17 protein-coding genes are annotated in these 23,495 nt (G+C 71.8%); 6 read left to right on the plus strand and 11 right to left on the minus strand.

Features of this window, described 5'->3' with window-relative positions:
* Positions 1-107: 107 nt before the first annotated feature.
* The 4 genes from WMF34_RS26610 to WMF34_RS26625 are packed head-to-tail and all read right to left on the minus strand — an operon-like array spanning position 108 to position 4,895.
* The gene (locus WMF34_RS26610; RefSeq protein ID WP_437989532.1) at positions 108-1,772 is read right to left on the minus strand and encodes an MFS transporter; all 1,665 of its coding nucleotides are present in this window, start codon (positions 1,770-1,772) and stop codon (positions 108-110) included.
* A complete protein-coding gene (locus WMF34_RS26615) occupies positions 1,769-2,542 on the minus strand; it encodes an SDR family NAD(P)-dependent oxidoreductase (RefSeq protein ID WP_012237788.1) in 774 nt (257 codons plus the stop codon). The genes WMF34_RS26610 and WMF34_RS26615 overlap by 4 nt, the downstream gene beginning before the upstream one ends.
* A complete protein-coding gene (locus WMF34_RS26620) occupies positions 2,539-3,657 on the minus strand; it encodes a hypothetical protein (protein ID WP_437989533.1) in 1,119 nt (372 codons plus the stop codon). The genes WMF34_RS26615 and WMF34_RS26620 overlap by 4 nt, the downstream gene beginning before the upstream one ends.
* Positions 3,654-4,895 carry an enolase C-terminal domain-like protein gene (locus WMF34_RS26625; RefSeq protein WP_012237790.1) on the minus strand — a complete coding sequence of 414 codons (1,242 nt, stop codon included), beginning with the start codon at positions 4,893-4,895 and terminating at the stop codon, positions 3,654-3,656. Before WMF34_RS26625 ends, WMF34_RS26620 begins: the two co-directional genes overlap by 4 nt.
* Positions 4,896-5,558: 663 nt before the next feature.
* On the opposite strand from WMF34_RS26625, the gene WMF34_RS26630 reads away from it, so the two are divergent.
* Positions 5,559-6,419 carry a PAS domain-containing protein gene (locus WMF34_RS26630; RefSeq protein ID WP_012237791.1) on the plus strand — a complete coding sequence of 287 codons (861 nt, stop codon included), beginning with the start codon at positions 5,559-5,561 and terminating at the stop codon, positions 6,417-6,419.
* A gap of 84 nt (positions 6,420-6,503) precedes the next feature.
* Here WMF34_RS26630 and WMF34_RS26635 read toward each other — a convergent pair whose 3' ends face one another.
* Together WMF34_RS26635 and WMF34_RS26640 are read right to left on the minus strand one after the other, a co-directional pair.
* A complete protein-coding gene (locus WMF34_RS26635; protein ID WP_012237792.1) occupies positions 6,504-7,115 on the minus strand; it encodes an antibiotic biosynthesis monooxygenase family protein in 612 nt (203 codons plus the stop codon).
* Positions 7,116-7,171: 56 nt separating this feature from the next.
* Positions 7,172-7,612 (minus strand): hypothetical protein, encoded by a 441-nt coding sequence (locus tag WMF34_RS26640; RefSeq protein ID WP_012237793.1) that lies wholly within the window; start codon positions 7,610-7,612, stop codon positions 7,172-7,174.
* A 239-nt stretch (positions 7,613-7,851) separates the two neighbouring features.
* On the opposite strand from WMF34_RS26640, the gene WMF34_RS26645 reads away from it, so the two are divergent.
* The 3 genes from WMF34_RS26645 (at position 7,852) to WMF34_RS26655 (ending at position 13,373) form a co-directional block, all read left to right on the plus strand.
* The gene (locus tag WMF34_RS26645; RefSeq protein WP_012237794.1) at positions 7,852-8,388 is read left to right on the plus strand and encodes a GNAT family N-acetyltransferase; all 537 of its coding nucleotides are present in this window, start codon (positions 7,852-7,854) and stop codon (positions 8,386-8,388) included.
* A gap of 110 nt (positions 8,389-8,498) precedes the next feature.
* Positions 8,499-9,185 (plus strand): GNAT family N-acetyltransferase, encoded by a 687-nt coding sequence (locus WMF34_RS26650; RefSeq protein WP_437989534.1) that lies wholly within the window; start codon positions 8,499-8,501, stop codon positions 9,183-9,185.
* 243 nt (positions 9,186-9,428) lie between these two features.
* Positions 9,429-13,373, plus strand: coding sequence for a protein kinase domain-containing protein (locus tag WMF34_RS26655; protein ID WP_437989535.1), 3,945 nt, complete (start codon positions 9,429-9,431; stop codon positions 13,371-13,373).
* A 15-nt stretch (positions 13,374-13,388) separates the two neighbouring features.
* Here the strand turns inward: WMF34_RS26655 and WMF34_RS26660 are convergent, their stop codons facing one another.
* The 3 genes from WMF34_RS26660 to WMF34_RS26670 form a co-directional block, all read right to left on the minus strand.
* Positions 13,389-14,141, minus strand: coding sequence for a response regulator (locus tag WMF34_RS26660; RefSeq protein ID WP_437989536.1), 753 nt, complete (start codon positions 14,139-14,141; stop codon positions 13,389-13,391).
* A 14-nt stretch (positions 14,142-14,155) separates the two neighbouring features.
* The gene (locus WMF34_RS26665; protein ID WP_437989537.1) at positions 14,156-15,691 is read right to left on the minus strand and encodes a sensor histidine kinase; all 1,536 of its coding nucleotides are present in this window, start codon (positions 15,689-15,691) and stop codon (positions 14,156-14,158) included.
* 90 nt (positions 15,692-15,781) lie between these two features.
* Positions 15,782-16,513 (minus strand): sensor histidine kinase, encoded by a 732-nt coding sequence (locus tag WMF34_RS26670; protein WP_012237799.1) that lies wholly within the window; start codon positions 16,511-16,513, stop codon positions 15,782-15,784.
* 721 nt (positions 16,514-17,234) lie between these two features.
* On the opposite strand from WMF34_RS26670, the gene WMF34_RS26675 reads away from it, so the two are divergent.
* Positions 17,235-18,308, plus strand: coding sequence for a GDSL-type esterase/lipase family protein (locus WMF34_RS26675; RefSeq protein ID WP_437989538.1), 1,074 nt, complete (start codon positions 17,235-17,237; stop codon positions 18,306-18,308).
* A gap of 344 nt (positions 18,309-18,652) precedes the next feature.
* Here WMF34_RS26675 and WMF34_RS26680 read toward each other — a convergent pair whose 3' ends face one another.
* Positions 18,653-21,376: a pentapeptide repeat-containing protein gene (locus WMF34_RS26680; RefSeq protein ID WP_437989539.1), complete on the minus strand. Its 2,724-nt coding sequence runs from the start codon at positions 21,374-21,376 to the stop codon at positions 18,653-18,655.
* Positions 21,377-21,540: 164 nt separating this feature from the next.
* Here WMF34_RS26680 and WMF34_RS26685 point away from each other — a divergent pair, with 164 nt between their 5' ends.
* Complete coding sequence (locus WMF34_RS26685; protein WP_437989540.1) at positions 21,541-22,410, plus strand: hypothetical protein; 870 nt, start codon at positions 21,541-21,543, stop codon at positions 22,408-22,410.
* Between the two features lie 101 nt (positions 22,411-22,511).
* Here the strand turns inward: WMF34_RS26685 and WMF34_RS26690 are convergent, their stop codons facing one another.
* Positions 22,512-23,384: a hypothetical protein gene (locus WMF34_RS26690; protein ID WP_012237803.1), complete on the minus strand. Its 873-nt coding sequence runs from the start codon at positions 23,382-23,384 to the stop codon at positions 22,512-22,514.
* Positions 23,385-23,495: the final 111 nt, after the last annotated feature.

Here is a 23,495-nt window from a genome sequence, read left to right on the forward strand (position 1 = left end):
TACCTTGCAGTGGTGCAGGCCGCGTGGCGGAAGAGCTGGTGGACAAGCAGGGTTCAAGGGGCCGCCTCCATCGCGGAGATCGCGATGAGGCGGGCCGATGGCGGTGATTACCTATCGCCTCCTGGCGCGCGGGACGACTCGACCTCCGCGGCGGACGGGCCTGTGTAGCCCTTGGCAGAAGCGCCCTTCCCCTCGACGATGGGCCGCCCATCGCGGTCGAACTTGACGAGCTCCGCCTTGGTCCCCGCGTCCGTCGGCCAGAAGTACCAGCGCGCGTCCATCCAGCCCACGTGGGCGGCGGGGCCCTCGACCGGCGCGCCCGTCGCTTTCAGCTGGGCCGGCCGCGTCGCCCGGTACTGGTCGACAGAGGTGTACGCAGGGCGGTTGAGGGCGAATTGCAGCCCGGCGATGCTGGCGAGCATCACCAGGCCGCCGGCGACGACCGCCGCGTTCGGCACGCGCCGCTTCGGCGCGACCGGCTCGACGCGCGGCAGGATGAGGTGCAGCGCGAGCAGGCCGACGAGGTACAGCGTCCCCGCGAGCAGGAACGGCAGGGCGTACGAGCCCGTGGCCGTGAGCGCCCAGCCGACGAAGATCTGGAAGAGCGCCCCGCCGACGACGCCGAACGCGGTCATGACGCCGACCACCGTGGCCATCGCCGGGCGCGGGAGGGCATCCGAGACGAGCGTGTAGAGGTTGCTGCTCCAGCCCTGGTGCGCTGCCGCGGCGAGCGACAGGATCGCGACCGCGACGTAGATCGTGGGGATGCCCGCGACGCTCGGGACATCGACGAGGAGCCCGACGGACATGACGGGCACCGCGGAGAGCGCACACGCGAGCATCGCGAGCTTCCGCGCCGTGCCGACCGAGCGGCCGCTCGCGATGAGCCTGGAGGACAGCCAGCCGCCGCCGATCGCGCCGCCGTCCGCGACGAGGAACACGACGGGGATGGCGTAGGCCATGAACGTCGGCTTCAGGTTGAACTCGCCGACAAGGAACTTCGGTAGCCAGGTGAGGTAAAACCACCACGGCGCGTCGGTGAAGAACTTCGCCGCCGCGACCGCGTACACGGGCCGCATCCCGAACACCTCGCCGACGCCGAGGGACTCTGTCGCCTCCTTCGCGTCGGAGCGGATGTGCGCGAGCTCCTCGGGCGACACCTTCGGGTGCTCCTCGGGCCGCCGGTAGAGGCGCGTCCAGAAGAAGATCCACACGACGCCGGCGCCGCCCAGGATGAGGAAGCAGGTGCGCCACCCGTACGCCTCCGCGATGCGCACCGCCAGGAGCGGGGCCAGGATGGCGCCGACGTTCGAGCCGCAGTTGAACAGCCCGGTCGCGAGCGCCCTCTCCTTCTTGGGGAACCACTCGGCCACGGTGCGGACGGCGGCCGGGAAGTTGCCGGCCTCGCCGACCCCGAGCAGGAAGCGGATGCCGGCGAAGCCGGCGAAGCTGCCGACGATGGCGTGGCCGGCCGAGGCGAGGTTCCAGAGCAGGAACGTCGCGCTGAGCCCCTTGCGCGGCCCGACGCGGTCGATCCAGCGACCGACGAACACCATGCCGAAGCCGTAGGCGAGCAGGAAGCTCACGTTGATGAGCGCGAGGTCCGTCGGCCCGAGGCGCAGCTCGTTCTCGAAGAACGGGATCAGCAGGGAGAACAGCTGCCGATCGAGGTAGTTGATCGTCGTCGCGAAGAAGAGGAGCGCGCAGATGGTCCAGCGCGTGCGGGACATGACGCCGGCGGTCGCCGGGGCCACGGGAGACGCTGCGGTCATTGGTTCACCCCGGAGGCGAGGAATCCACCATCGACTGTGATGCTCGTACCGGTGATGAAGCTCACCGCGTCAGAGCAGAGAAAGAGGGCAGCGCCGACCAGCTCCTGCGTGTCGCCGAAGCGGCCGAGGGGCGTGCGAGCGAGCAGCTCCTGCCCGCGCCCTGTGCCGTTGAGGAGGGCGCGGTTGAGGTCCGTCACGAACACGCCCGGCACGAGCGCGTTCGTCCGGATACCGTGCTTCGCCCACTCGGCGCCGAGGCTCCGGGTGAGCGCCAGCACCGCCGCCTTCGACGCCCCGTAGGCCGCGACCTCGTGGAACGCGACGAAGCTCGACAGCGAGGCGATGTTGACGATGCGGCCCCGGCCGCTGTCCTTCAACGGGCCATGGAAGGCCTGGCAGGCGCGCAGCATGCCGGTGACGTTGGTGTCGAGCAGGCTGCCCCACTCGGCCTCTCCCACCTCGGCGGTGGGCTTCCGGAAGGTCCGACCGGCGCAGTTGACGAGGATGTCGACGCCGCCGAACGCCTCGATCACGCGGTCGCGCAGGGCGTCGAGCGTCGCGCGATCGCCGACGTCGCACGCCGCCTCGATCGAGCGGACGCCCCGCTCGCGGATCTCGGCGGCGACCGCCTGCGCGCGGTCCGCGCGGGTGCCCGTGGCGACGGTGTGGGCACCCGCCTCGGCGAGGCCGAGGGCGATCGCGCGCCCGATACCGGAGGTGCCACCGACCACGACGGCCGTGCGGCCCGAGATGTCGAAGCGGCTCGTCATGATCCCAGCCATTCCTTCGCGATGCCTCCGAGGAGCGCCCGCGCGTCGCGCTCGATCTGCGCGTCGGTCGGCGGGACGGGCATCGCCCCGTAGCGCCGGGTCAGCGCTGAAGCGATCGACCGCCGCGAGTGGCGCCACTTGTAGATCAGCTGATCGAGGACGCGCGCGTCGGAGTGCTGCGGCACGAAGGTCGGCCCGAGCATCTCCAGGCGCATCATCGTCGTCTCCTCGATGAGGCTCGGGTTGTTCATGAACCACCAGCAGCCGAACGGCAGGACGTTCGCGAACTTGCGCGCCACGACGCAGAGGGGGTGCGTGTTCTCGCGCGCGAGCGTCGTGACGAGGAAGCGCACGTCGGGGTTCTCGCCGGCGAGCCGCTCGAGCGGGGTCAGGTCGACCGTGCTCACCCCGTCGCCGGCCACGCCGAGGCGGGGGTTCACCGCGCGCCGGACGCCGATCATCATGGCGAACGGCAGCCCGTGATCGCGGCACGCGTCCAGCACGGCCCGGGGCGGCGCCGAGACCTCGTTGACCGAGATCGCCAGGTAGCGCGGCCGCATGCGGGCGATCCACCGCTCGAGCTCGGGCGCGAGATCCTCCGTGAGGATGAGCCGATCGAGGCGCAGCGCCGTGTAGAACCGAGGATCGGGCGTGGCGCCCGAGTCCCAGACCGCGCGCTCCACCGGGTCGGTCGGATCGTTCGTCATCGCGAGCGCGCTCACCCCCGAGAGCCGCAGCACGTCCTCGAGGTGATCCTCGACCCGGCGCTCGGCAAAGAAGGCGCGGGCCTCGCGCAGATCCGGCGCGGCGGGGTCGAGCCCGAACGCGGCGAGCACCGTCGCCACGCCCGCGGTGGCCTCGGACAGCGGCGATCGGCGGACGAAGAGCGACGCCCACACGAGATCGGCCTGCGCCTTCTTGTCGAGCGCGAAGAACGCCTCGGGCGTGACCTTCGGCTCGGCGCGCAGGGTCTCGGCGACGAGGTAATGGTACGTGAGCAGCTCGTCGACGCCCCAGAGGTTCAGCGCGGGGAACTGGGGCGCGAAGAGGTGGGTGTGAAGATCGATGATGGGCGCGGCGTCGACGGCCGCGGCCACGCGCTCGGCGAGGGTCATCTCGGCACCTCGGGGGTTCGGTCGTCCTTCGGATCGGCCCAGCGGTCGTTCGGCACGGTCGCGCACCAGGCCGGCCGCAGCGGGTCCTTGTCGTACGGATAGGAGCCCAGCCGGCGGTACTCCTCGGCGTAGTGAGCGAGCTTCTCGCGATCGAGGCGGACGCCCAGGCCGGGACCGGCGGGGACGCGGATACGGCCGTTCCTGTACGGGAGCGGGCCTCCCTGGATCACGTCGTCGCGCAGGTGGTGATAGTGCGCGTCGGCCGCGAACGAGAGGTTCGGGATGACGGCGCCGAGGTGCAGCATCGTCGCGAGCTGCACGCCGAGCTCGCCCGAGGAGTGGACGGCGACGCCGAGGCCGAACGTCTCGCAGATCCCCGCCGCCTTCACGCACGGCCGGATGCCGCCCCAGAACGTCGTGTCGAGCAGGATGACGTCCACCGCCGTGTCGAGGACGTTCGCGGCGAGCTGCTCGAAGCCCACGACCACGGTGTTCGTCGCGAGCGGCATCCGCACCTTCTCGCGGGTGCGCCGCATCGCGTGGAGGCCGAAGACGGGGTCCTCGAGGTAGTCGTTGTTCAGGTCCTCGATCGCCTGCCCGAAGCGGATTCCCTGCTCCGTCGACCAGACCGCGTTCGGATCGAAGCGGACGCGATCCTCGCCCACGGCGGCGGCGACCGCGCGGTAACACTCGAGCTCGTAGTCCGGGTGGAACACGCCGCCCTTGAGCTTGTGCGAGGTGAACCCGTGCGCCTTCTTCAGCGCCTTCGCCTGCTCGACGAGCTGCGTTGGCGTCCGCACCTCGCCTGACCCGTCGGCGTTCGGGTAGCGGAAGAAGAGGTAGGACGCGAACGGCACCTCGTCCTGCAGCTTGCCGCCGAGGAGATCGTGGACCGGCACGCCGAAGGCCTGTCCGAGCAGGTCGAGGCACGCGAACTCCAGCGCGGCGAGGACCTGGGTGCGGTTGTTATAAAGAGAGGCCGTCGGGTTCGCGATCTTGAACCGCATCTCCTCGAGGCGGGCGGGATCGTGGCCGACGAGGTAGCCCTTCATCGCCCGGAACACGGCCTCGGCCGACTCGCCGCCGCCGCCCATCTCACCGAGGCCGATCAGCCCGTTATCCGCCTCGATCTCGACGATCGTGCGCACGAAACGGCCCCAGTGACATCCGTTGGCGTGACGCAGGGGCGCTTCTAGCGGCACGGTGACGGTGGTGGCGCGGATTTCGACGATTTTCATGCGGGACGGGACTCCAGGGGCCCCAAGCGGTCCAATGTGCCTCGACAAAGGCATCCCGGCGGGCAGGGGCACCTGCCTCGGCGCGCCTCGCTCGATCTTCCTCGTGCAGAATGCGGGGAATGAGTCGGCGAGGTGGCGGGTTCTCGATGTGGAGGCCTCGCTTGCGCGGGGCCTACCGTACGGCCCCGATGAATTCCCGGGCGGTGTCGCCGTGATCACACATCGCGGTCGAATCTGGACGGAGGCTCGAGCTCGTCGACGACGCGACGGGGGACCTCCGGGAGGGCGGCGCACCGAGGTCGCCGCCGCGCCGCGCTGTCACGCCGGTCGCCGCCCCCGCCGACTTGCTGCCGGCGAGGAGACCCCGCGAGAGGACGCCGGCAGGGTCGCCCCTCGGCCGCGCGACGAGCGCAGAAGCAGACGAAGCAGACGAAGCAGACGAGATAAAACCGAGCTCGCGCGCCTCCTGTCGAACCCTCGCGTCATCATGTAGCGGCAGTTAGCAAGGAGAGGCACACTCAGGCGCTCCCTGAAGCGGCGCGAACGTCTCCGGGTCTCCCCCGCGTCTCCGCGGTGATCCGCTGCATTTCTGCCCTTGCATGGCCATCCACGATGGCTGATAAAGGGAGGCTGATCGGGGTCGGGGGAGATGGGCTTGGCTGAATGGCGTTTACACTCCGCTGCATCGACGTCTCGGACTGGAAGACCTTCGGGCTGCTCCAGCTCGTGATCGACACCATCCCGGATCCCATCTTCGTCAAAGATCGGCAACATCGCTGGATCGCCTGCAACCCGGGCTTCTGCAGGTTGATCGGGCAGCGCTACGACGATCTGATCGGCCGCAGCGACCCGGACTACTGGCCGAAGGAGCAGGCCGAGGTCTTCTGGAGCTACGACGACATCGTCTTCAACTCGGGTGAGCCGAGCGAGAACGAGGAGAGCGCCACGGGCTCGGACGGGGTGGCGCGCACGATCTGGACCCGCAAGTTCCCCATGAAGAACGCTCAGGGGGAGGTGGTCGGCCTGTGCGGGCTCATCACGGACATCACCGACCTGAAGCAGCGGCACATGGAGGCCGAGCGGATGGCGGCCGAGAACCGGGAGCAGCGCGCGATCATCCAGATGCAGGCGGAGCTGCTCGATCGGGTGGCCATGCCGGTCATCCAGGTCTGGGAGGGGATCCTGCTCATCCCGCTGGTCGGCGAGATGAGCGATCGGCGCGCGGCCCAGGCGCTGGAGAGCCTGCTCGCGGCCATCGGGCAGCGGCGCGCGGAGTTCGTGATCCTCGACATCACCGGCGTGCCGGTGATCGACTCCGCGGTGGCGCGCCACCTGATGCGCGCCGTGCAGGCGGCAGAGCTGCTCGGCTGCCGGAGCGTGATGGTGGGCATCGGCCCGGAGATCGCCAGGACGCTGGTCGCGCTGGGCATCGACTTCGGCCGGATCACCACGCAAGGCACGCTCCAGAGCGGGCTCGCCTACGCGATGAGCCGCCTCAGCGCGCAGCGCGCGGCCGCCCGCTGAGTCCGGGGGCACGCCCCCAGAGCTCGTGCGTCGCCGGGGCGGGCGTCGGCGGCGCACGCAGGGCGAGGCCGCCGGCGCGCCTGCTCATGGCGCCGGAGCGTCGAGCGCCCGGATGCGACGGACCGAGTCGGCCAGCGTGATGCCATCGGCCTCGGCCGTCTCCCAGTGGGTGACCACATAGGTGGGCTCGAGCAGCTCGTCCGCGGCGTCGATCCCCGCGAGGTGGGCCGGGCTCGTGACGAACTCGTACATCGCGTCGGTCGAGGCCCACACGGCCAGCGTGCGCCCGGAGCCGCAGGACGGCGACTGGCCCAGCTGGAGGGCCAGGAGGCCGGGCTGCGCCGCGAGCTGCCCCTGGATCGCCCCGAAGATTTGCACGTATCGCTCCATCACGGCGTCGCCCGGCCGTGGAACCCCGTACGTCGCGCTGACCGTGTACGACGACCCCTCCGGAGGCGGCCGGAGCTTCCCTGTCTCCGGATCGACGCCGGGCCCGCGCAGCGGCTCTGCCGCCAGATCGGCTTCGAGCACGCCCCCCGTGCACTCGGCGAGGGGAGCGTCGGTCGTCTTCCCGCCGGAATCGGAGCTGCACCCCGACAGGATCGCGCCGAGCGCCGCGATGAAGGCGGCGGCGAGCGCGCCCGAGGATCGCGCGATCGTCGCGCTCGGAATCTGGTCAAATCCACGTGTCGTCATGGTCATGGTCCTCTCTGCTCTGTCCGTTGCCGGAGGCTCTGTCCGTTGTCGGGGGCTCAGTCAGCGCGCGAGACGATCCCGAAGACGAGGTCCGGGAACGTCCGCGCGAGGCGGCGTGAGTGGAAATTCGCCTTGCGGCCCATGCTCCGCACCTGCACCGGGGTGCCGGGCGGCGGCGCGTCGCCGACGGTGACAGCCCATGTGAGGCTCTCGCCGGTGCGCACGGCGACATAGGTGTACGAGCCGGCCGGGAGTCGCTCCTCGACCAGGCCGGCGATGGGCGCCCGGTCGGCGGCGTCGCGGGAGAGCTGACCGAGCGGGTTCCCGGCCGCCGCGTCGAGCGGCCCGGCGGCCACAGAGGGCCTGTCGAGCCGCCACGCGAGCACGACGAAGAGCGCCGCGAAGACCGTGAGGCCGAGGAGCGGCTTCACGAACCGGCGCCGGGCGGATCGCGGCGCGGAGCTCCGCGCCACGCGGGCCGAGGAGACGAGCGTCATCTGTGGCTCCTTGCGAGCACGCCTCGGGCCTCCCTCCATGGGGGCGCCGCGGCGTGACTGGATGGACCTCAGTTCCCGGACGCTCGCGGAACGTTCAATCGACGCCGCTCTTCCGTGCACGGCGGCCCGAGCAGCCGCGGCGCGCGGCGCCGACGGCTCCCGGGGTCGCCCTCCCCCGGAGCCCCGCCGCGCCCCGAGGTTGCGGGGGCGCCCGTGGCTGCCTAGCTTGCGCAGCCCCGATGACATCAACGTTCATCCGACCTGCCGTCGAGTCCGACCTGCCTCACCTACCCGAGATCGAGCGCTCGGCGAGCGACGCGTTCCGGGGGACGGACCTCGACGTCGAGGCCCTGGCGAACGTGACGCCGGCGGAGGGCTGGCGCGGCGCGCTCCGGGCCGGGACGCTCTGGGTGATGGACGACGGCGCCGGCGAGCCGATCGCGTTCCTGGGCGCCGAGACGGCCGGCGAGGAGCTCCACATCCGCGAGCTCGACGTCGTCCTCGACCGCCAGGGGCAAGGGCTGGGGCGACGCCTGCTCGCCCACGTCATCGCGTGGGCGCGGGCCGCGAGGCTGAAGGCGATGACCCTGACCACCTTCCGGACCGTCCCCTGGAACGGGCCGTTCTACGCCTCCATGGGCTTCCGCGCGCTGTCGCCGGCCGAGGCGTCCCCGCGGCTCGCGGAGATCCTCGAGAACGAGGCGCGCCAGGGCCTCGACCCGGCGCAGCGCTGCGCCATGCGGCTCGACCTCCATCGCGGTGACAGCGCTTCGTAAAGATTCCTGTCCAACTCGGTCCACGCCGCGATCGACCCTTTGAACGGAGTAAGCGGGCGCGCGGACAGCCTTCTTGGGGCGGAGCGAGCCGCCATGATAGGGCTCGATCCATGAGCACCGCGTGGGACTGGGTCGTGCCGATTCGACAGAAGCACTTCGGCGAGCCGCTCGGAGGCCTCTACCCGCTCGAGCGCCTCGCCGACGGCGAGGCCTACTGGGCGCTGCACAGAGCCGAGCTGCTCCGCCATTTCCCGCCCGAGGTCTTCTTCAACCTCGGGGCGCTGTCCGGCGAGGAGGGGGAGCGCGCCCGCGCCCGCCTCACGGCGTCGGAGGGAGCCCACCGCCTCGCAGACTTCTGGGCGGTGCGCGACGGCGAGGCGGTCGTGGCCATGTTCTCGGGCCACCAGCGGGACGCGGAGACCTACCGCATGTGGCACTCGGTCGTTCACCCGGACTACCGCCGGCGCGGCCTGTACCGGGAGTTCCTCCGCCGGGTCCTCGCCTACACGCGAGAGCTCGGCTTCGACTACGTGGTCAGCGAGCACGCCCCTGGCAACAACGCGGTGCTCATCGCCAAGCTGAAAGCAGGGTTCCGCATCGTCGCCATGGATATCGACGCCGCCACGGGCGCCAGCCTGAACCTCAGGTACTTCCACAACGAGGCGCACCTCAGGGTCTATGAGTTCCGCTGCGGCCTGGCCACGCTCGACGAGCGCCTCCTCGGGGCCGGCACCGGCGCGATGCCGCTCTTGCTGGAGCAGCTCCGGCGCGGATCGGGCGCCGGCCCGGACACCTGACGCATCGAGACGACGCAGCCTCCCGACAGGCCGGCTGCGTCGTGAACGAGGGAGCGAGATCGGGCCAGCGTCCTCGCGGAGCTCGGAAACCGAACGACGGCGGAACGACAGCGGAACGACAGCGGGACGACGCGCGTCCGCGCCGGCCGAGTCCGCCGTCGCGCCCCGCGCAGGTGCCACGGCACATTCGCACCGTTCGTCCGCCTTGCCTCACGCTCCAATGCGAGTGCATCCTTCACGCGCATGCTGCCTGGCAGGCTGCTGGACGGCCGCTTCGAGCTGGCGGAGATCGCCGGATCCGGAGGCATGGGCACCGTTTACCGGGCCTTCGATCGCTCGAGCGGGACGGTGGTCGCCGTCAAGCTGCTGCGCAAGGCGGCGGACGCGCGCGCGCAGGCGCGCTTTCTCCGCGAGGCAGAGACGCTCTCCCGCCTGGAGCACCCCCACATCGTGCGCTACGCGACGCACGGCATGGCGCCGACGGGGGAGCTGTACCTCGCGATGGAGTGGCTCTCCGGCGAGAGCCTCTCGGATCGGCTGGCGCGGCAGGAGCTGCGCATCGACGAGTCGATCGCCCTCGTGAGGACGGTGGCAGACGCGCTCGGCGCGGCACACGCGCGCGGGATCGTGCACCGCGACATCAAGCCCAGCAACCTCTTCCTGGTCGAAGGCGCGCTCGATCAAGTCAAGCTCCTCGACTTCGGCATCGCGCAGCTGGCGGACGCCTCGACGCGGCTGACGCGGACGGAGGCGGTGCTGGGCACGCTGGGCTACATGGCGCCGGAGCAGGCGCGGGGCGAGCGGGACAGCCTGGACGCGCGCGCGGACATCTTCTCGCTCGGATGCGTGCTCTACGAGTGCCTCACCGGGAAGCCGGCGTTCCGCAAGCAACACCCGATGGCGCTCGTGTGGAAGCTGCTCCTGGAGGAGCCGCCGAGGGCGAGGGAGCTGCGGCCCGACGTGCCCCACGCGCTCGACGAGCTCGTCGCGCAGATGCTGGCCAAGGATCCCTCGGCGCGGCCCGAGGACGGCGCGGCCGTGGCGCGCACCCTGGACACGCTCGGCGCCTGGACGAGGAGCAAGGTGTCCTCGGCCCCGCTTCCCGGCGCGGTCATCACCACGGGCGAGAAGCGCCTGGTCTCGATGGTGGCGGTCCGGCCGGCGCAAGCCTCGTTCTTCGAGTCGACAGAGTCGCTCGATCTGCACGCGTCACCGCCGAACACGCTCGCCGTGGTGCGCCGCGCGGCCATGCCGCTGAGCGCGCAGGTCGAGGAGCTCGGCGACGGGATGGTGGTGACGCTCGTGGTAAGCGCGGGCAGCGCGACCGACCAGGCGGCGCTCGTGGCGCGCTGCGCGCTCGAGATCTGCGCGCAGCTCCCCGGCGCGGCGGTCGTGCTGGTGACGGGGTGGGGCGAGCCAGCGGGTCGATCGCCGCTCAGCGACGTGCTGGACAGGGCGGCCGCCCTGCTCGACGAGGCCGCCGCGACCGGCCGCGCGGAGAGCCGGCGCGAGGGGGTCCACATCGACGCGGTGACGCGCGCCCTGCTCGACGTGCGCTTCGAGGTCGTGGAGCGGGGCGGGCTCTCCTGGCTCAGGGCGGAGCGCGAGATCGGCGAGGGGCCGCGCAAGCTCCTGGGCAAGCCGAGCCCCCACGTCGGGCGCGAGCGGGAACTGCGCCACCTGCTCGACCTCGTCGACGAGAGCTTCGCCGAGCGGCGCGCCGCGGTGGCGCTGGTGACCGCCGCGGCGGGCATGGGCAAGTCGCGCCTGCGCCACGAGGCCGTCGAGGTGCTGCGCCAGCGGCACCCCGACGTGAGCCTGAGCGTCGTCCGCGGCGACTCGATCGGCACGGGCGCCGCGTTCGCGATGCTCGCCGGGTCGCTGCGGGGCGCGATCGGGATCGCCGCTGGCGAGGCCGCCGACGCGCGGCGACGGAAGCTCGCGCAGGCCCTCGCGCCGCTCTTCTCCGGCGAGGGAGGGCTACGGGTGGGCGGGTTCCTGGGCGAGCTGCTCGGCGTCGCCCCCCTCCCCGGCGAGGACCTGCCGGCGCTGCGGGCCGCGCGGCACAATCCGGCGCTGATGGCCGAGGGGATCCAGCGCGCGTACCTCGACTACGCGCGCGCCGTGACGGCCGCGCGCCCGGTGCTCGTCGTGCTCGAGGATCTCCACTGGGGGGACGCGCCCTCGATGGGGATCTTCGACCGGGCGCTGCGGGAGCTCGGCGACCGGCCGTACGCGCTGCTCGCCTTCGCCCGGCCCGAGGTTCACGCGGTGTTCCCGAGGCTCTGGGCCGAGCGGGGCCTCTCGGAGCTCCGGCTGCGCGAGCTGCCCGCCCGCGCGGCCGAGCAGCTCGTGCGGAGCGCGCTCGGCGGCGCGGGCAGGCAGCTCGCGCCCGGGGAGATCTCCGCGCTCATCCAGCGGGCCGGGGGCAATGCGTTCTATCTCGAGGAGCTCATCCGGGCCCTGGCGGAGGGGCGCGGCGGCGCGCTGCCGGAGACGGTGCTGGGCATGGCGGAGGCGCGCCTCGCGGCGCTCGGGCCCGAGGCGCGGCGGCAGCTGCGGGCAGCGAGCGTCTTCGGGGAGGTCGCCTGGGTGGGCGGCGTGCGCGCGCTGCTCGGCGCCGGGACGTCGGGGACGAGCGAGCGCGACGCGTGGGCCGAGCTGGTCGAGCGCGAGATCATCGAGCGCCGGCCGAGCTCCCGGTTCGCGGGCGAGGAGGAGATCGCCTTCTGCCACCCGCTCTTGCGGGAGGCGGCCTACGCGATGCTGACGGATCGCGACCGGGCGCTCGGCCACCGGCTCGCCGGCGAGTGGCTGCTCGAGGCCGGCGAGCAGGATCCGATGGTGCTGGCCGACCATTTCGCGCGGGGCGACGACCCCGCGCGCGCCGCGGAGCAGTACCTGCGCGCGGCCGAGCTGTCGCTGCGCGGCGCCGACGTGCCCGCGGCGCTCGCGCGCGCGCAGAAGGGGCTCGACTGCGGGGCCACGGGAGAGACGCTGGCCGCTCTCCATGTGCGCCAGATGGACGGCCTCCTCTGGAGCGACGCCCACGACGAGGCCTACAGGGCCGCGCTCCGGGCGCTCGAGGCCTCCGCCCCCGGCAGCCACACCTACCGGCGCGCCCTGATCGGCGCGCTGGGCTACGTCGTGAGCTTCGACGACCGCGCGGCGCTCGAGACGCTGCTCCCGCGGCTCGATCCAGCGGATCTCCCCGCCGATCTCCAGGGAGCGGAGCTCGCTTGCCGGATCATCCTCTGCCTGCTGTGGGAAGGGAGGCCCGATCTGGCCGAGCGCTACCTGAGCCGACTCGAGGGCGACGTCGCCACGGCGCTCGCGGGCGATCGTCACGCCGAGATCTGCGCCCGGATCGCGCGGGGCGCCTGGCTGTGCCAGGCGGCGGGCGACCCGTGGGGGGCGCTCGACGCGCACCTCGCCGTGGTGCGGCACTTCGAGTCGCTCGGCCATCACCTCTACGGGCTCGTGGCGTCGGTGCTCGCGGCCATGGACTGCGTGTGGCTCGGCGCCTTCGACGCCGCCGAGCAGCACCTCGATCGCGTGCTCGCCGCGGAGGGCGCGCCCGGCTTCGTCTCGAGCCGCGCGCTGACGTTCCGGATCGTCTCGCTCCTCGAGCGGCGAAGGCTCACGGAGGCGCTCGAGCAAACCGGCGCCGCGCTCCAGCGGGAAGCCACGACGCCCATCGCCAGCAGCCGCAGCGCGACGACGCGCCTGCTCCGCGTCGAGGCGCGCTGCCTCCAGGGCGAGCTCGTCGAGGCGGAGGAGGAGCTCCGCGCGGTGGGGGACCCGGCCGCGCTGATGCCGCCGCTCCAGGCGACGCACCTGTCCTTGATGGCCGAGATCCGGCTCCGGCAGGGGCGCGCGGAGGAAGCGGCCGCGCTCGCCCGCGAGGCGCTCGCGGCGGACCGGCGCGCCGGCGTGGTCTTCACGCCTCGCCAGGAGGCGCTCCCGGCGCTCTACGCCCAGGCGCTCCGCGCGAAGGGCGACGTCGAGGAGGCCCGCGAGATCCTCCGCGCGGCGCGCGACGATCTGCTCGCGCGCGCCGACCGGATCGGCGACCCCGCGTTCAGGAGGGGCTTTCTCGAGGACGTCTCCGCCAACGCCCGCACGCTCTCGCTCGCGCGCGCGTGGCTCGGCGAGGTCCCCTCCCCGGCCGGGCGCGCGCCCGCGTGAGGCGGGCGCGCGCGCTCATCCGTGCGCCGCGTCCCCGCGCGCGCGGGCGATCGTGTGGATGAGCTCGCGCGCGTCGAACGGCTTGTGCAGGCACGCGTACCCGCCCTTGCTCATGATCGCGCTGACCATCTCCGGGACCGCGTGGCCGGTCATGGCGATCACCGTGACGCGCTTCTTCAGCCCCCGCATCTGCGCGCACGTCGTCACGCCGTCCTGATCGGGCATGACGAGATCGAGCACGCAGACGTCGATGCCCCGCTCGATGACGTACTGGACGGCGGCCCGCCCATCGTGGACGGCGTGGGCCGACAGCCCCGCGTCCCGGAGCACCGCCACGATCGAGTCGGCGACCTTCGGGATGTCGTCCACCACGAGGACGGCCGGCGAGTCCACCGCGCGGGCGACGATGCGCGCGAGGTGGTCCATCGAGAACGGCTTGTGGATCACCGTGTACACGCCCTCGGCGATCGCCTCCTCGATGAGCCGCTCGAGCGCGAACGCGGTCATCAGCACGACGGTGAGCTCCGGCTGGATCCTCCTGAGCTCCCGGAACGTCTCGACGCCGTTGAGCCCGGGCATGCGGATGTCGCTGATGACCAGCGTGAACGCCTGCTGGCGGACGAGCTCGAGCGCGTGGATGCCGTCCCTCGCCTCCACCACCTCGTAGCCCTCGAGCTCGAGGCTGGCGGCGAGCGTGACGCGCATGCCCTCCTCGTCGTCGATCACGAGCACCCGCTTGCCCCGCTGCGCGGCCTCCTGCACCTGCATGGCTTGCCCCCCCGTCATACGCCCTGGGTCCCGGTCGGCGTCAGCGCTGGCTCCGCGGCCTCGGGCTCCTCGCGCACCGGCAGCCGCACGACGAAGGTCGTTCCGCTGCCGAGCGCGCTCGTCGCCTCGATCGTGCCGCCGTGCCGCTCCACGATCCCGGCGCTGATCGCCAGGCCGAGGCCCGTCCCCTTCAGCTTGGTGCTGAACAGCGGCTCGAAGATCCGCGCGAGCGTCTCCTCGGAGATGCCCGTCCCGTCGTCGACGACCGAGAGCGTCACCCCGTCGCCCGTCCGCTCCGCGGCGATGCGCACGCGCCCCTCGCGCTCGGCCGGGATCGCCTCGGCCGCGTTCTGGATCAGGTTCACGAGCACCTGCCGGAACTGGTCCTTGTCGATCTCCACGACAGGGAGCGTGTCCGGTACGTCGTTGTCGACGCGCACGCGCGGCGGGATCTCGACGACCGAGATGGCGTCGTCCACGAGGGGCCTCAGCGCGCACGCCGCGAAGCGCGGCCGCCGCTCGCGCGCGAAGTCGAGCAGGTTGCCGATGATCTTGGCGCACGCCGCGAGCTCTTTCTCGATGATCGAGAGGAACTGCGCCACGCGGGGCTCCGCGCCGAGATCGGTCCCTAGAATGCGCTTCTTGAGGTAATGGTTCGCGTTCCGGACGGCGCCGAGCGGGTTCCTCAGGTCGTGCCCGACGCTCGCCGCGAGCTGCCCCACCGCGGCGAGCTTCTCCATGCGCATCCTGGCCTCCTGGGCGTCGCGGAGGCTGGAGGCCATCTCGTTGAACGCCGCGCTCAACCGACCGAACTCGTGCTCATCGAGCACCGAGAGGCGCAGCCCGAGATCTCCCTGGGCGATCCGCCGGGAGCCGTCGAGCAGCGAGTTGAAGCCGCGGTCCACCGAGCGGAGGAGCCGCCCGAGCAGCACGACGAGGACGAGCAGCGCGCCGCCGGTCGCCGCCGCGCCGAGCAGCGCCACCCGCGCCCGGAGGTGGCGCTCGTCGTCGAGGATCCTGGCCACGTCGCGCTCCGCGTCGTGCACGGCCGCGCTGATGTGCGGGAGGAACTCCGACTTGTACTCGCGGTCGGAGAGCTGCACGAGCATCTCGTGCCGCTCGTTCGTGCGCTCGCGCTCGACGTGGGTCGCGGCCGCCACGCCTTCGACGATGCGCGCGAAGCTCGCTCGCATGAAGCCGATGTGCTCGATCTCCTCCGCCGATTCCTCGTCGCTCTCCCTGATCTCCTCGTCGGCGATCATCGCCCTCTTGCGCGCCTCGATGGCGTCGAGATCGCGCGCCGTGGCCTCGGCCGCGCTCGTGAGCTCCTCGCTGACGCTGCCGTGGAGCACCGACTTGACCGCCTCGTTCATGTAGCGGCTCGCGTCGCTGGCGAGGGTGACGTGCAGCTTCAGGTCGTCGTAGGACGCCTCGGCGCGCCGCTGAAAGACGAGCATCTCCGCGACGGCGAAGTAGAAGGCGCCGCCGGCGACGAGGACCGCCGCCAGCGCGGCGCCGAAGATGGCGGCCAGTGTGGCTCGAATGCTCATGGGGAGCGGCTCCTGCTTGCGTGCTTCACGCGGGCCCGGCCGCCGGCTCCCGGACCGCCGGCGCGCGCCCTGCGGGCGGACCGCCGGCGCTCACGGCGCCGGCTCCGATCCGGCGCCGCCGAGCACCGGCGCGGCGGCGAGCGGCAGCGCGATGACGACCGAGGAGCCGTGCGCCCGAGGCTCGACGGCGAGCGACCCGCCGTAGCGACGGGCGACCCGCCTCGCGATGTTCAGCCCCAGGCCGGAGTGACCTGGCCTGGTCGTGGTGAACGGCCGCAGGCTCGCCTCGCTGTCCGCCTCGCAGGGGACGGCCGCCGCGTCCGTGACCTCGATGCAGTACCGCGCCCCGATCGAGGTGCCCCGGACCGTGACCACGCCGTCCCCCGGCGTCGACTCCACGGCGCTCTCGATCAGGCACCGCACCGCGACGGCGAGCTCGATCGGGTCCGCCTCGACGTCGCCGTCCTGAACCGAGAGGACGATGCGGGCCCCGGACGCGCCGATGCGCGCGCACGCCGCCGCGCGGCGCACGCAGCCCGCCGCGCTCACGCACACGCTCCTGCGGGTGAAGAGCCTCGCGGCGTCGACCGACTCCTCGAGCCGCGCGCTCGCCGCGATCACCTCCTCGTCGATGATCCCGAAGAACTCCTCGATCCTGGGATCCGCCGTGTAGGCCGCGTCACGCGCGACCTTCCGCTTGATGTAGAACGACGCATTCCGGACGATCGCAAAGCGGTTGCGCAGGTCGTGACGCAGCACGGACAGGATCTCGTCCGCGACCGCGGCCTGCTCCGCCGCACCCAGGGGATCCCAGCTGTTCATGCCGATCCTCGCTCCTCGGCCCTCGCGCGCAGCGCGGCTCGTCTGCACGTCTGCACGTCTGGTGCGACGCTACCCCTCAATCAGCGTCACCCTTGATAAACATACGTGACAAAGTTTGTGTCAGTCAACGGCATAACAATGCCCTCCTCAGCACATCTCCGTTCAACGGATTTCCGTCCACCTTCCGCCATCATGCTCCTTGCGCTGCGCTGCCCTGCATCAGCGTGATTGCCCTGGGTGCACGGCCAACTGGCCAATCCGTCGCCGGACATCACCGTGTGTCGTGAACGAACCGCCGCGCGTCTCCTCTTCACGAGCGTGGCGTCGGTGCGGTGGGTGGGCAGGCGGGCGCGCTCGCGCCGGCGCTCGCGTGGGCCTCGATTCTGCCACTGCTTCAGATTTGCGACGGGTGTGCTCCGGAGCGCACCCCGGCACGCAGATCCGAAAAAAAAACTCCTGTCCGTGATTGGTTGGGAGCCGTTCCCGACACAGTGACGCGAGCCGTGCTCGCCCCCCGTCACCCCCGCCGCTCGCCTCGCCGGCGTTGCCTTGCCGCTCGCGGCGCGCCCTGCGCCCGCGGCGGTGCGCGCTCGTCGTGCCGCCGGCCCGGCACCTCGACCGAGCGTGCCATGGCGGCCTGCGGGACCGGGAGGCGAAGGGCCAGCGCCATCCGGCGTGGATGGGCTGATGCTCGTGTCGTGACTGGAGGAAAGGCATGTTCATGGACTGGAACGTTCGATCGACCGCGCGCGCGCGCGGTCGGATGCTTGCCCGGGTGTCCTGCCTCGCGCTGCTCACCGCCGCCTGCTCCCCTGATCCGGAGGCGGCCGCGGGCGGCGCCGGCGGAGGCGGGGGCACGGGCGGCGCCGGCGGGAGCTCGCAACCGGAAGGGAGCAGCTCGAGCGCGAGCGCGGGCAGCACCGCGATCTCGGCCGGCTCCACGGGCGGCGCGGGGGCCGGGGGCGACGCGCCCGCCGGCTCGGGAGGCTCGGCGGGATCTTCAGGTGGGCCGAGCGGCAGCGGCGGCGCGGGCGACGGCGGCGCGGGCGGCGCGGGGCCGCTGCCGGACATCACGATCTGGATCGCGGGGGACTCCACGGTCGCCAACGGGCAGACCCCCTGCCCGGCCGGCTGGGGCGGCCAGCTCGCGGCGCTCTTCGACGACCGGGTCACCGTGGTGAACAGCGCCGTCGGCGGCCGCAGCGTGCGGACGTGGCTCTACAACGTGCAGACCACCATGGATAGCGCGGGGGAGTGCGAGCTCGCGCGCGACTCGAGCGGCGAGCCCGTGCTGCAGGCCAGGTGGGTCCAGATGCTCGACGGCATGAAGCGGGGCGATTACCTGTTCATCCAGTTCGGCATCAACGACGGCTCGCGCACGTGCGATCGGCACGTGGGGCTCGACGCCTTCAAGTCGAGCTACGGGATGATGGCCCGCGCCGCGAAGGAGCGAGGCGCTCAGCCCGTGTTCGTGACCCCCGTGAGCGCGATCTCCTGCAGCGGGAGCACGGCCCGGGGGACGCGCGGCGGCTACGTGACCGCGACCCACGAGGCGGGCAAGGAGTACGGCGTGCCGGTGATCGACCTGCACGAGCTCAGCGTCGCGCTCTACGGCACCCTGGGCTTCTGCCCGGTCCCCGGGGGCGACGTGAGCGCGACGACAAGCGGCCCCGTCGGCGAGTTCTTCTGCGATGATCACACGCACTTCTCGCGCTCCGGCGCGGAGCAGATCGCGAAGGTCATGGCCGGCGCCGTCCGCGATCAGAAGCTCGGCCTGGCCGCGTACCTCGAGTGATCCGCGCCGGCGCGCGCCGGCCAGAGCCGCGCCGCCCTCCTGTGCGGCCTCGGCGCCCTCCTGCGCAGCCCCCGCGACCCTCCTGCGCACCCATTTTTGTGCCCTATCGTACGATCGCATGGCTCCTGCGCGGCCCCCGCGACCCTCCTGCGCACCCATTTTTGTGCCCTATCGCACGATCACACGGCTCCTGCGCGGCCCCCGCGACCCTCCTGCGCACCCATTTTTGTGCCCTATCGCACGATCACACGGCTCCTGTGCAGCTCGAGCGCTTCTCTGCGCGCCCGCGGCAGGCTGACTTCGCCGTCGCCGGCGGCGACTGTCAGCTCGACGCCCGGGTAGCTCTACGGCGGGAGCCTGGCGCCGTCGAGCTTGGCGCCGTCGAGCTTGGCGCCGGTGAGCTTCGCGTACCGCAGGTCCGCGTCGCGGAGGTCGGCGCCGCGGAGGTCGGCGCCGTCGAACTCGGCGCCGGTGAACTCGGCGCCGGCCAGCTTCGCTTCGCGGAGGTCGGCGTTCGAGAAGACGACGCGACCGCAGCGAGCGCCTTCGAGATCCGCCCCGCGGAGGTCGGCGCGGCGGAAGACGCAGTCGAAGAGATTGACCCCCTCGAGGCGCGCGCTCGAGAGCTTCGCCTCTTCGAACGGGATCACCGCGAGGTCTGCCTTTCGCAGGTCGGCTCCCGTGAGATCGATGCCCGGGAGCTGCACGAACCCGCCGCTCAATGTGCGCCAGCGCGACCGCCAGCGGTTCCAGCGCTCGATGCCGTCTTCGACCTCACCGCGCAGCATCGCGCGCGACTCTTCGAACGTAGGAAGCAACATCTCGATGAGCTTCTTCTCGCTCAGCTTGATGACCTTGTCGCCCCTGGCGATGCGCGCGTCGATCTCGGTCTCCGCCTTCGACGGGACGTGCTCCACGTACGGAATATGCGCGCCCACGAAGTGCGTCGCGTCCTTCGCCTTCTTCGCGACCGTGCCGCCGAGCTCGAGCAGCATGTCTTCGCGGAGCTCGCGCGACGTGCGCACATCCATCGCCGATCTCTGGAATTTGCCTGCGTAGAGGATGCATGTCCCGGCAAGGCGCTTCTCGAACATGCCTTGCGGCTTCTTCTCCGCCAGCGGGGTGAAGCCGAGATCGAAGGGAGCGACACGCTTCTTCGTGCCTTCGATCGCGCGGACGGCGAGGTTGCCGTGCCCGTCGATGTACGCTATCTCGGTTCCGTCCTCGGAGGCGGTGAGCGGGAGGATCTCGAAGCCGTGGAACTCGATGTCCTCCGGAGCCTCGGGCTCGTCGAGCCATTGGCCCTCCTCGGCGTCGGCCATCCTCGTGCGACCCGCGGAGTCGACGACGACCGCGCGGGCGTCGTCGACGAACGCGACCTGCCCGAGGCGCTTGTCTGGATGGGAGAGGGTCGCTGTCACCTCACCCGAACGCGGATCGATGAAGACGAGCGCGCTGTCCGACGAATGATTGCTGATGTCACGATCGACGCTGACGGCGATCCATCCGGCGCGCGAGACGGCGACGCCTCCGCAGTACCCGGGCGCGCCGCTCTCCAGCTCGATCGTGTGGACGGGTGTCTCCGGATCGTCGAGCCGCCAGATCCGGACCGCGTCGGACACCGAAACGGCCCAGGTGTCGTCGGACCCGAACGTGCAGGCCGACACCTTGGCGTCGTGCGAGAGCGTCGCGGTGCGGACGCCGCGCGCGCGGTCCCAGAGCTCGACGTTCGACGCGACGGGGAGCATCACCGTCTTTCCGTCGCGCGAGACCGCCGCCGCGCCCTGGGGAGAGATCGCGCCGTTCGCGAAGATCGCCTTGCCCTCGTCGGTGATCTCGCGCACGACGACGGCGTTTTCGGGCGCGACGAGGAGCAGCTCTCCCTGCGGGAGGTTCGCGAGCGCCGCTGCGCCGCTCGCGCGCCGCTCGCTGACCGCGCCGTCGGTCCTTCGCCAGGACCAGATCCCCGACGAGCCGGCGACGACGACGCGTTCGCGGCTCAGCGCGATCGCGCGTGGCGCGTCGATCCCGAGCTCGCTCGACGCCGGCGCACCGTCCGAGGTCCAGATGCCGATGCCGGACGCCGTCGAGCCCGCGGCGAGCCACTTCCCGTCGCGCGAGAGCGCCATCGCGGGGCCCTGGCCGTACGCGTGGTGGCGAGGCGTGCGGACGCGACGGATCTCCGCGCCGCTGCGGTTCCACCAGCGAAAGTAGCGATCGTTGCCTTGCGAGACCACCGTCTTGCCGTCGGCCAGGAACGCGAGCCAGCGACAGCCGGCCGGCCCCCGGTCCTGCTCGCCCGAGCCGTCATCTTCCTGGAAGCGATGCGAGCCCAGGAAGCGCACGGGCTCGAGCGATGCGCCGTCCCAGAGGCGGACGTCGCCTTGTCCGTGGCCGCCGGCGAGCACGCTGCCCTCGGGTGAGAACGCGAGTACGAGGATCTTGGAGCTCTTTCGCTGGGCGAGCTCCTTCTTCGACTCGCGATCGAAGACGCGGACGATGCCCTTCTGTCCGCCGGTCGCGAACGTCGCTCCGTCGGGTGAGAAGGCGAACGCGAAGATCTCCCCTGCGGGCTCGCTCAGCTCGTGAAGTCGTTTGCCGGTACGCGCGTCGAAGACGCTGGCGACGGAGTCTCCGCCGTAGGTCGCGACGATCGCGCCGTCGGCGCTCACCGTCGCGAAGGCGAACTTCTTCGTCGCCTTCTCTCCGAGCTTCCACGAGAGCGCGCCGTCCTGGCCCAGGCGCGCGATGGATCCACGCTCCCACAGGAGAAGGTCGCCGTCAGGCAACGCGGAGACGCCAGTGAAGCGACCGGTCACCGTCTGCTCGTCGAGGGCACGACCGTCGTCGACGGCGAAGCGATGCACCTTCGTACGCTTCTCGCCGGTCACGAGAGCCACGAGCGTTGTGGAGTCCGGAGAAAAATCGAGACCAGTGAAGTTGCCGGGCGCGTTGAAGCGGGTGGCGCCGAAGACCTGTCGGAGCATCGAACCGAATCTAATTCGGATCCGTTGCCTTTCAGCGCTCCATCGGTCGTCATTCTCGGACGTGCGAGCCGGCGCGCACATGGGGTGACCATCGGGGCGCGACAGGCGTTGATGTCGCGGCCGAGCCCACCGCGATCGAGGACGAAGCGGCGACGTTCGCGGCCGGGGCGCTGGCCGTCTCGTTCCACGCCATGTCCGCGTGGCATTCGGGTGACCGGCTACCGGTCCGGCCGCGGATCGGGTACTTGGTCTCGGTGACGCGCCATCTGCTCGGCCTCTCCGCGCTGATCTCCGGTCTCGTCCTCGCCGGATGCAACGCGATCTCGGGTATCGGCAGCCTGACCTTCGACGGCGTGGGCGCCAGCGGAGGAGGCGGCGCCCCGCCTGGCGATGGGGGTGGCGGGCCGGGCGGCGGCGGCGGTGAGGCGGGCGGCGGCGGTGAGGCGGGCGGCGCGAGCGGCGGCGGTGAGGCGGGCGGCGCGGGCGGCGGCGGTGGTGCGGGCGGCGCGGGCGGCGGCGGCGGCGCGTGCGACGGGGAGCCGTGCCCGGTGCCGACAGGCGTCGACGTCGTGGAGCAGACCTACACCGAGCTGCGCGGCAGCCCCGGTACGGCCACCCCTGCCATGGACCGGTGCCCGGAGAGCCAGGTGCTCCTCGGGTTTCGAGGGTCCCTCGGACCGCTGGGGGAGTCGCTCATCCATGCCAAGATCCAGGCGCAGTGCGGCCACCTGGAGCTCACGGGAGGCGGCCCGTACACCATCACCACGATGCCCGGCGACGTGACCCCTTTCCGGGGCAGCGAGGGCACCGAGCCCTGGGAGATGGTGTGCCCGGAGAACGAGGTGGTGGTGGGCTTCAGCGGTTGGTCTGGCAGGTACCTCGATCTCCTCTTCATCGCTTGTGCGCCGCTCCTCGTGACGGGACCTCCCGGCGATCTCCGCGTCGAGGTCGGCCCCGTCACGTGGCCGGACGGCGTGGGCGGCGACGGCGGCAGCGAGTTCCCGGACACCTTCTGCGGTGCAGACCAGGTCGCGAACCTCGTTCAGACCGTCGTCGAGGGCGGAGCCATCGGCGCCTTCGGCCTGGGCTGCACGACGCCCTCGCTCACGTACTGAACCGCCCGCGCCTGCGCCGGGGGCGCGCTCTTCATGCGTCAGGTGCGAGAGCTGTTGCGATCCGACGGATCGCAACAGCTCTCTCCCGCGGAATCGCTCCGTCAGAACCCGATGTCCTCGCGGATGGCGACCACGATCTTGCAATGGTTCACGAGATCGTCCGTCGTCTTGACCTCGGTCGTGTAGTTGAGACCGTACGGCCAGAAGTGCTGCGTGTCCGCGTGCACGACGTCGCTCTCGTTGCCCGTGATGGCCCTGAGCTGGCGCGTCGCCGCCTCGCCCGTGAAGACGCCGTCCACCACCAGCGCGCCGAACTCGCGGCTGCCGACCCCCAGGGTGTGACCGATCTCGTGCATCGCTGTGATGTAGTTCATGGAGCTCGTCGCGCCGAACCGGATGGAGCCATTGACGTTGCCATCGGCCGTCGCGACCGACGGCACGTAGGACACCGACAGGCGCTTCTCGATGCTCGTTTGACAGTTGTAGTACGACAGCGCCTCGTCCATCGCGCTCGTGATCTTGTCGTACGCAGACTGCTGCTCCGCCGTCGGCGAGGCGACCTTCGCGAGCGTGTAGGTGATTCCCCCCGTCCCCGGGCAGCCGGCGCCCGCGCCGCCCGCGCCGCCGTCGCCCGCGCCGCCCGTTCCCGCTTCGCCCGCGCCCGCGCCGCCGTCGCCCGCGCCGCCCGTTCCCGCTTCGCCCGCGCCGCCGGTGCCCGCTTCGCCCGCGCCGCCGGTGCCCGCTTCGCCCGCGCCCGCGCCGCCGCTCTCCGAGGCGCTGCCGCCCGTTCCACCGTCTCCGCCTCCGCCGGTCGCGCCGCCTCCCGAGGTGTGTCCGCCGGAAGCCGCGGCGCCGCCGCTCCCGCTGGCGACGCTGCCGGCGTCCGCGGGGCTGTCACCCGAGCCCGCGCACGCGACCGGACCAGCCGCCGCGAGCGCGAGCAGAACGATGTGGGTCGCCAGGTGCCTCAGCATGTTTCGTGCTCCTTCCACAAAGGATTGAAAAGCATTGAATCGTCGCTCACCGCCCAAGGAACGCTCTCGGCTCCCCGCGCGCGTCGAGCGCCGACGAAGTCCGCGTCACCG

It is taken from the genome of Sorangium sp. So ce145 (genome assembly GCF_051525985.1).
In the GTDB taxonomy this organism is placed as follows: Bacteria; Myxococcota_A; Polyangia; order Polyangiales; family Polyangiaceae; genus Sorangium; species Sorangium cellulosum_B.

Coding starts and splice junctions, on each gene's coding strand:
- WMF34_RS26610 (WP_437989532.1), bottom strand. CDS start 1,772: ATGACCGCAGCGTCTCCCGTGGCCCCGGCGACCGCCGGCGTCATGTCC.
- WMF34_RS26615 (WP_012237788.1), bottom strand. CDS start 2,542: ATGACGAGCCGCTTCGACATCTCGGGCCGCACGGCCGTCGTGGTCGGT.
- WMF34_RS26620 (WP_437989533.1), bottom strand. CDS start 3,657: ATGACCCTCGCCGAGCGCGTGGCCGCGGCCGTCGACGCCGCGCCCATC.
- WMF34_RS26625 (WP_012237790.1), bottom strand. CDS start 4,895: ATGAAAATCGTCGAAATCCGCGCCACCACCGTCACCGTGCCGCTAGAA.
- WMF34_RS26630 (WP_012237791.1), top strand. CDS start 5,559: ATGGCGTTTACACTCCGCTGCATCGACGTCTCGGACTGGAAGACCTTC.
- WMF34_RS26635 (WP_012237792.1), bottom strand. CDS start 7,115: ATGACGACACGTGGATTTGACCAGATTCCGAGCGCGACGATCGCGCGA.
- WMF34_RS26640 (WP_012237793.1), bottom strand. CDS start 7,612: ATGACGCTCGTCTCCTCGGCCCGCGTGGCGCGGAGCTCCGCGCCGCGA.
- WMF34_RS26645 (WP_012237794.1), top strand. CDS start 7,852: ATGACATCAACGTTCATCCGACCTGCCGTCGAGTCCGACCTGCCTCAC.
- WMF34_RS26650 (WP_437989534.1), top strand. CDS start 8,499: ATGAGCACCGCGTGGGACTGGGTCGTGCCGATTCGACAGAAGCACTTC.
- WMF34_RS26655 (WP_437989535.1), top strand. CDS start 9,429: ATGCTGCCTGGCAGGCTGCTGGACGGCCGCTTCGAGCTGGCGGAGATC.
- WMF34_RS26660 (WP_437989536.1), bottom strand. CDS start 14,141: ATGCAGGTGCAGGAGGCCGCGCAGCGGGGCAAGCGGGTGCTCGTGATC.
- WMF34_RS26665 (WP_437989537.1), bottom strand. CDS start 15,691: ATGAGCATTCGAGCCACACTGGCCGCCATCTTCGGCGCCGCGCTGGCG.
- WMF34_RS26670 (WP_012237799.1), bottom strand. CDS start 16,513: ATGAACAGCTGGGATCCCCTGGGTGCGGCGGAGCAGGCCGCGGTCGCG.
- WMF34_RS26675 (WP_437989538.1), top strand. CDS start 17,235: ATGGACTGGAACGTTCGATCGACCGCGCGCGCGCGCGGTCGGATGCTT.
- WMF34_RS26680 (WP_437989539.1), bottom strand. CDS start 21,376: ATGTGCGCGCCGGCTCGCACGTCCGAGAATGACGACCGATGGAGCGCT.
- WMF34_RS26690 (WP_012237803.1), bottom strand. CDS start 23,384: ATGCTGAGGCACCTGGCGACCCACATCGTTCTGCTCGCGCTCGCGGCG.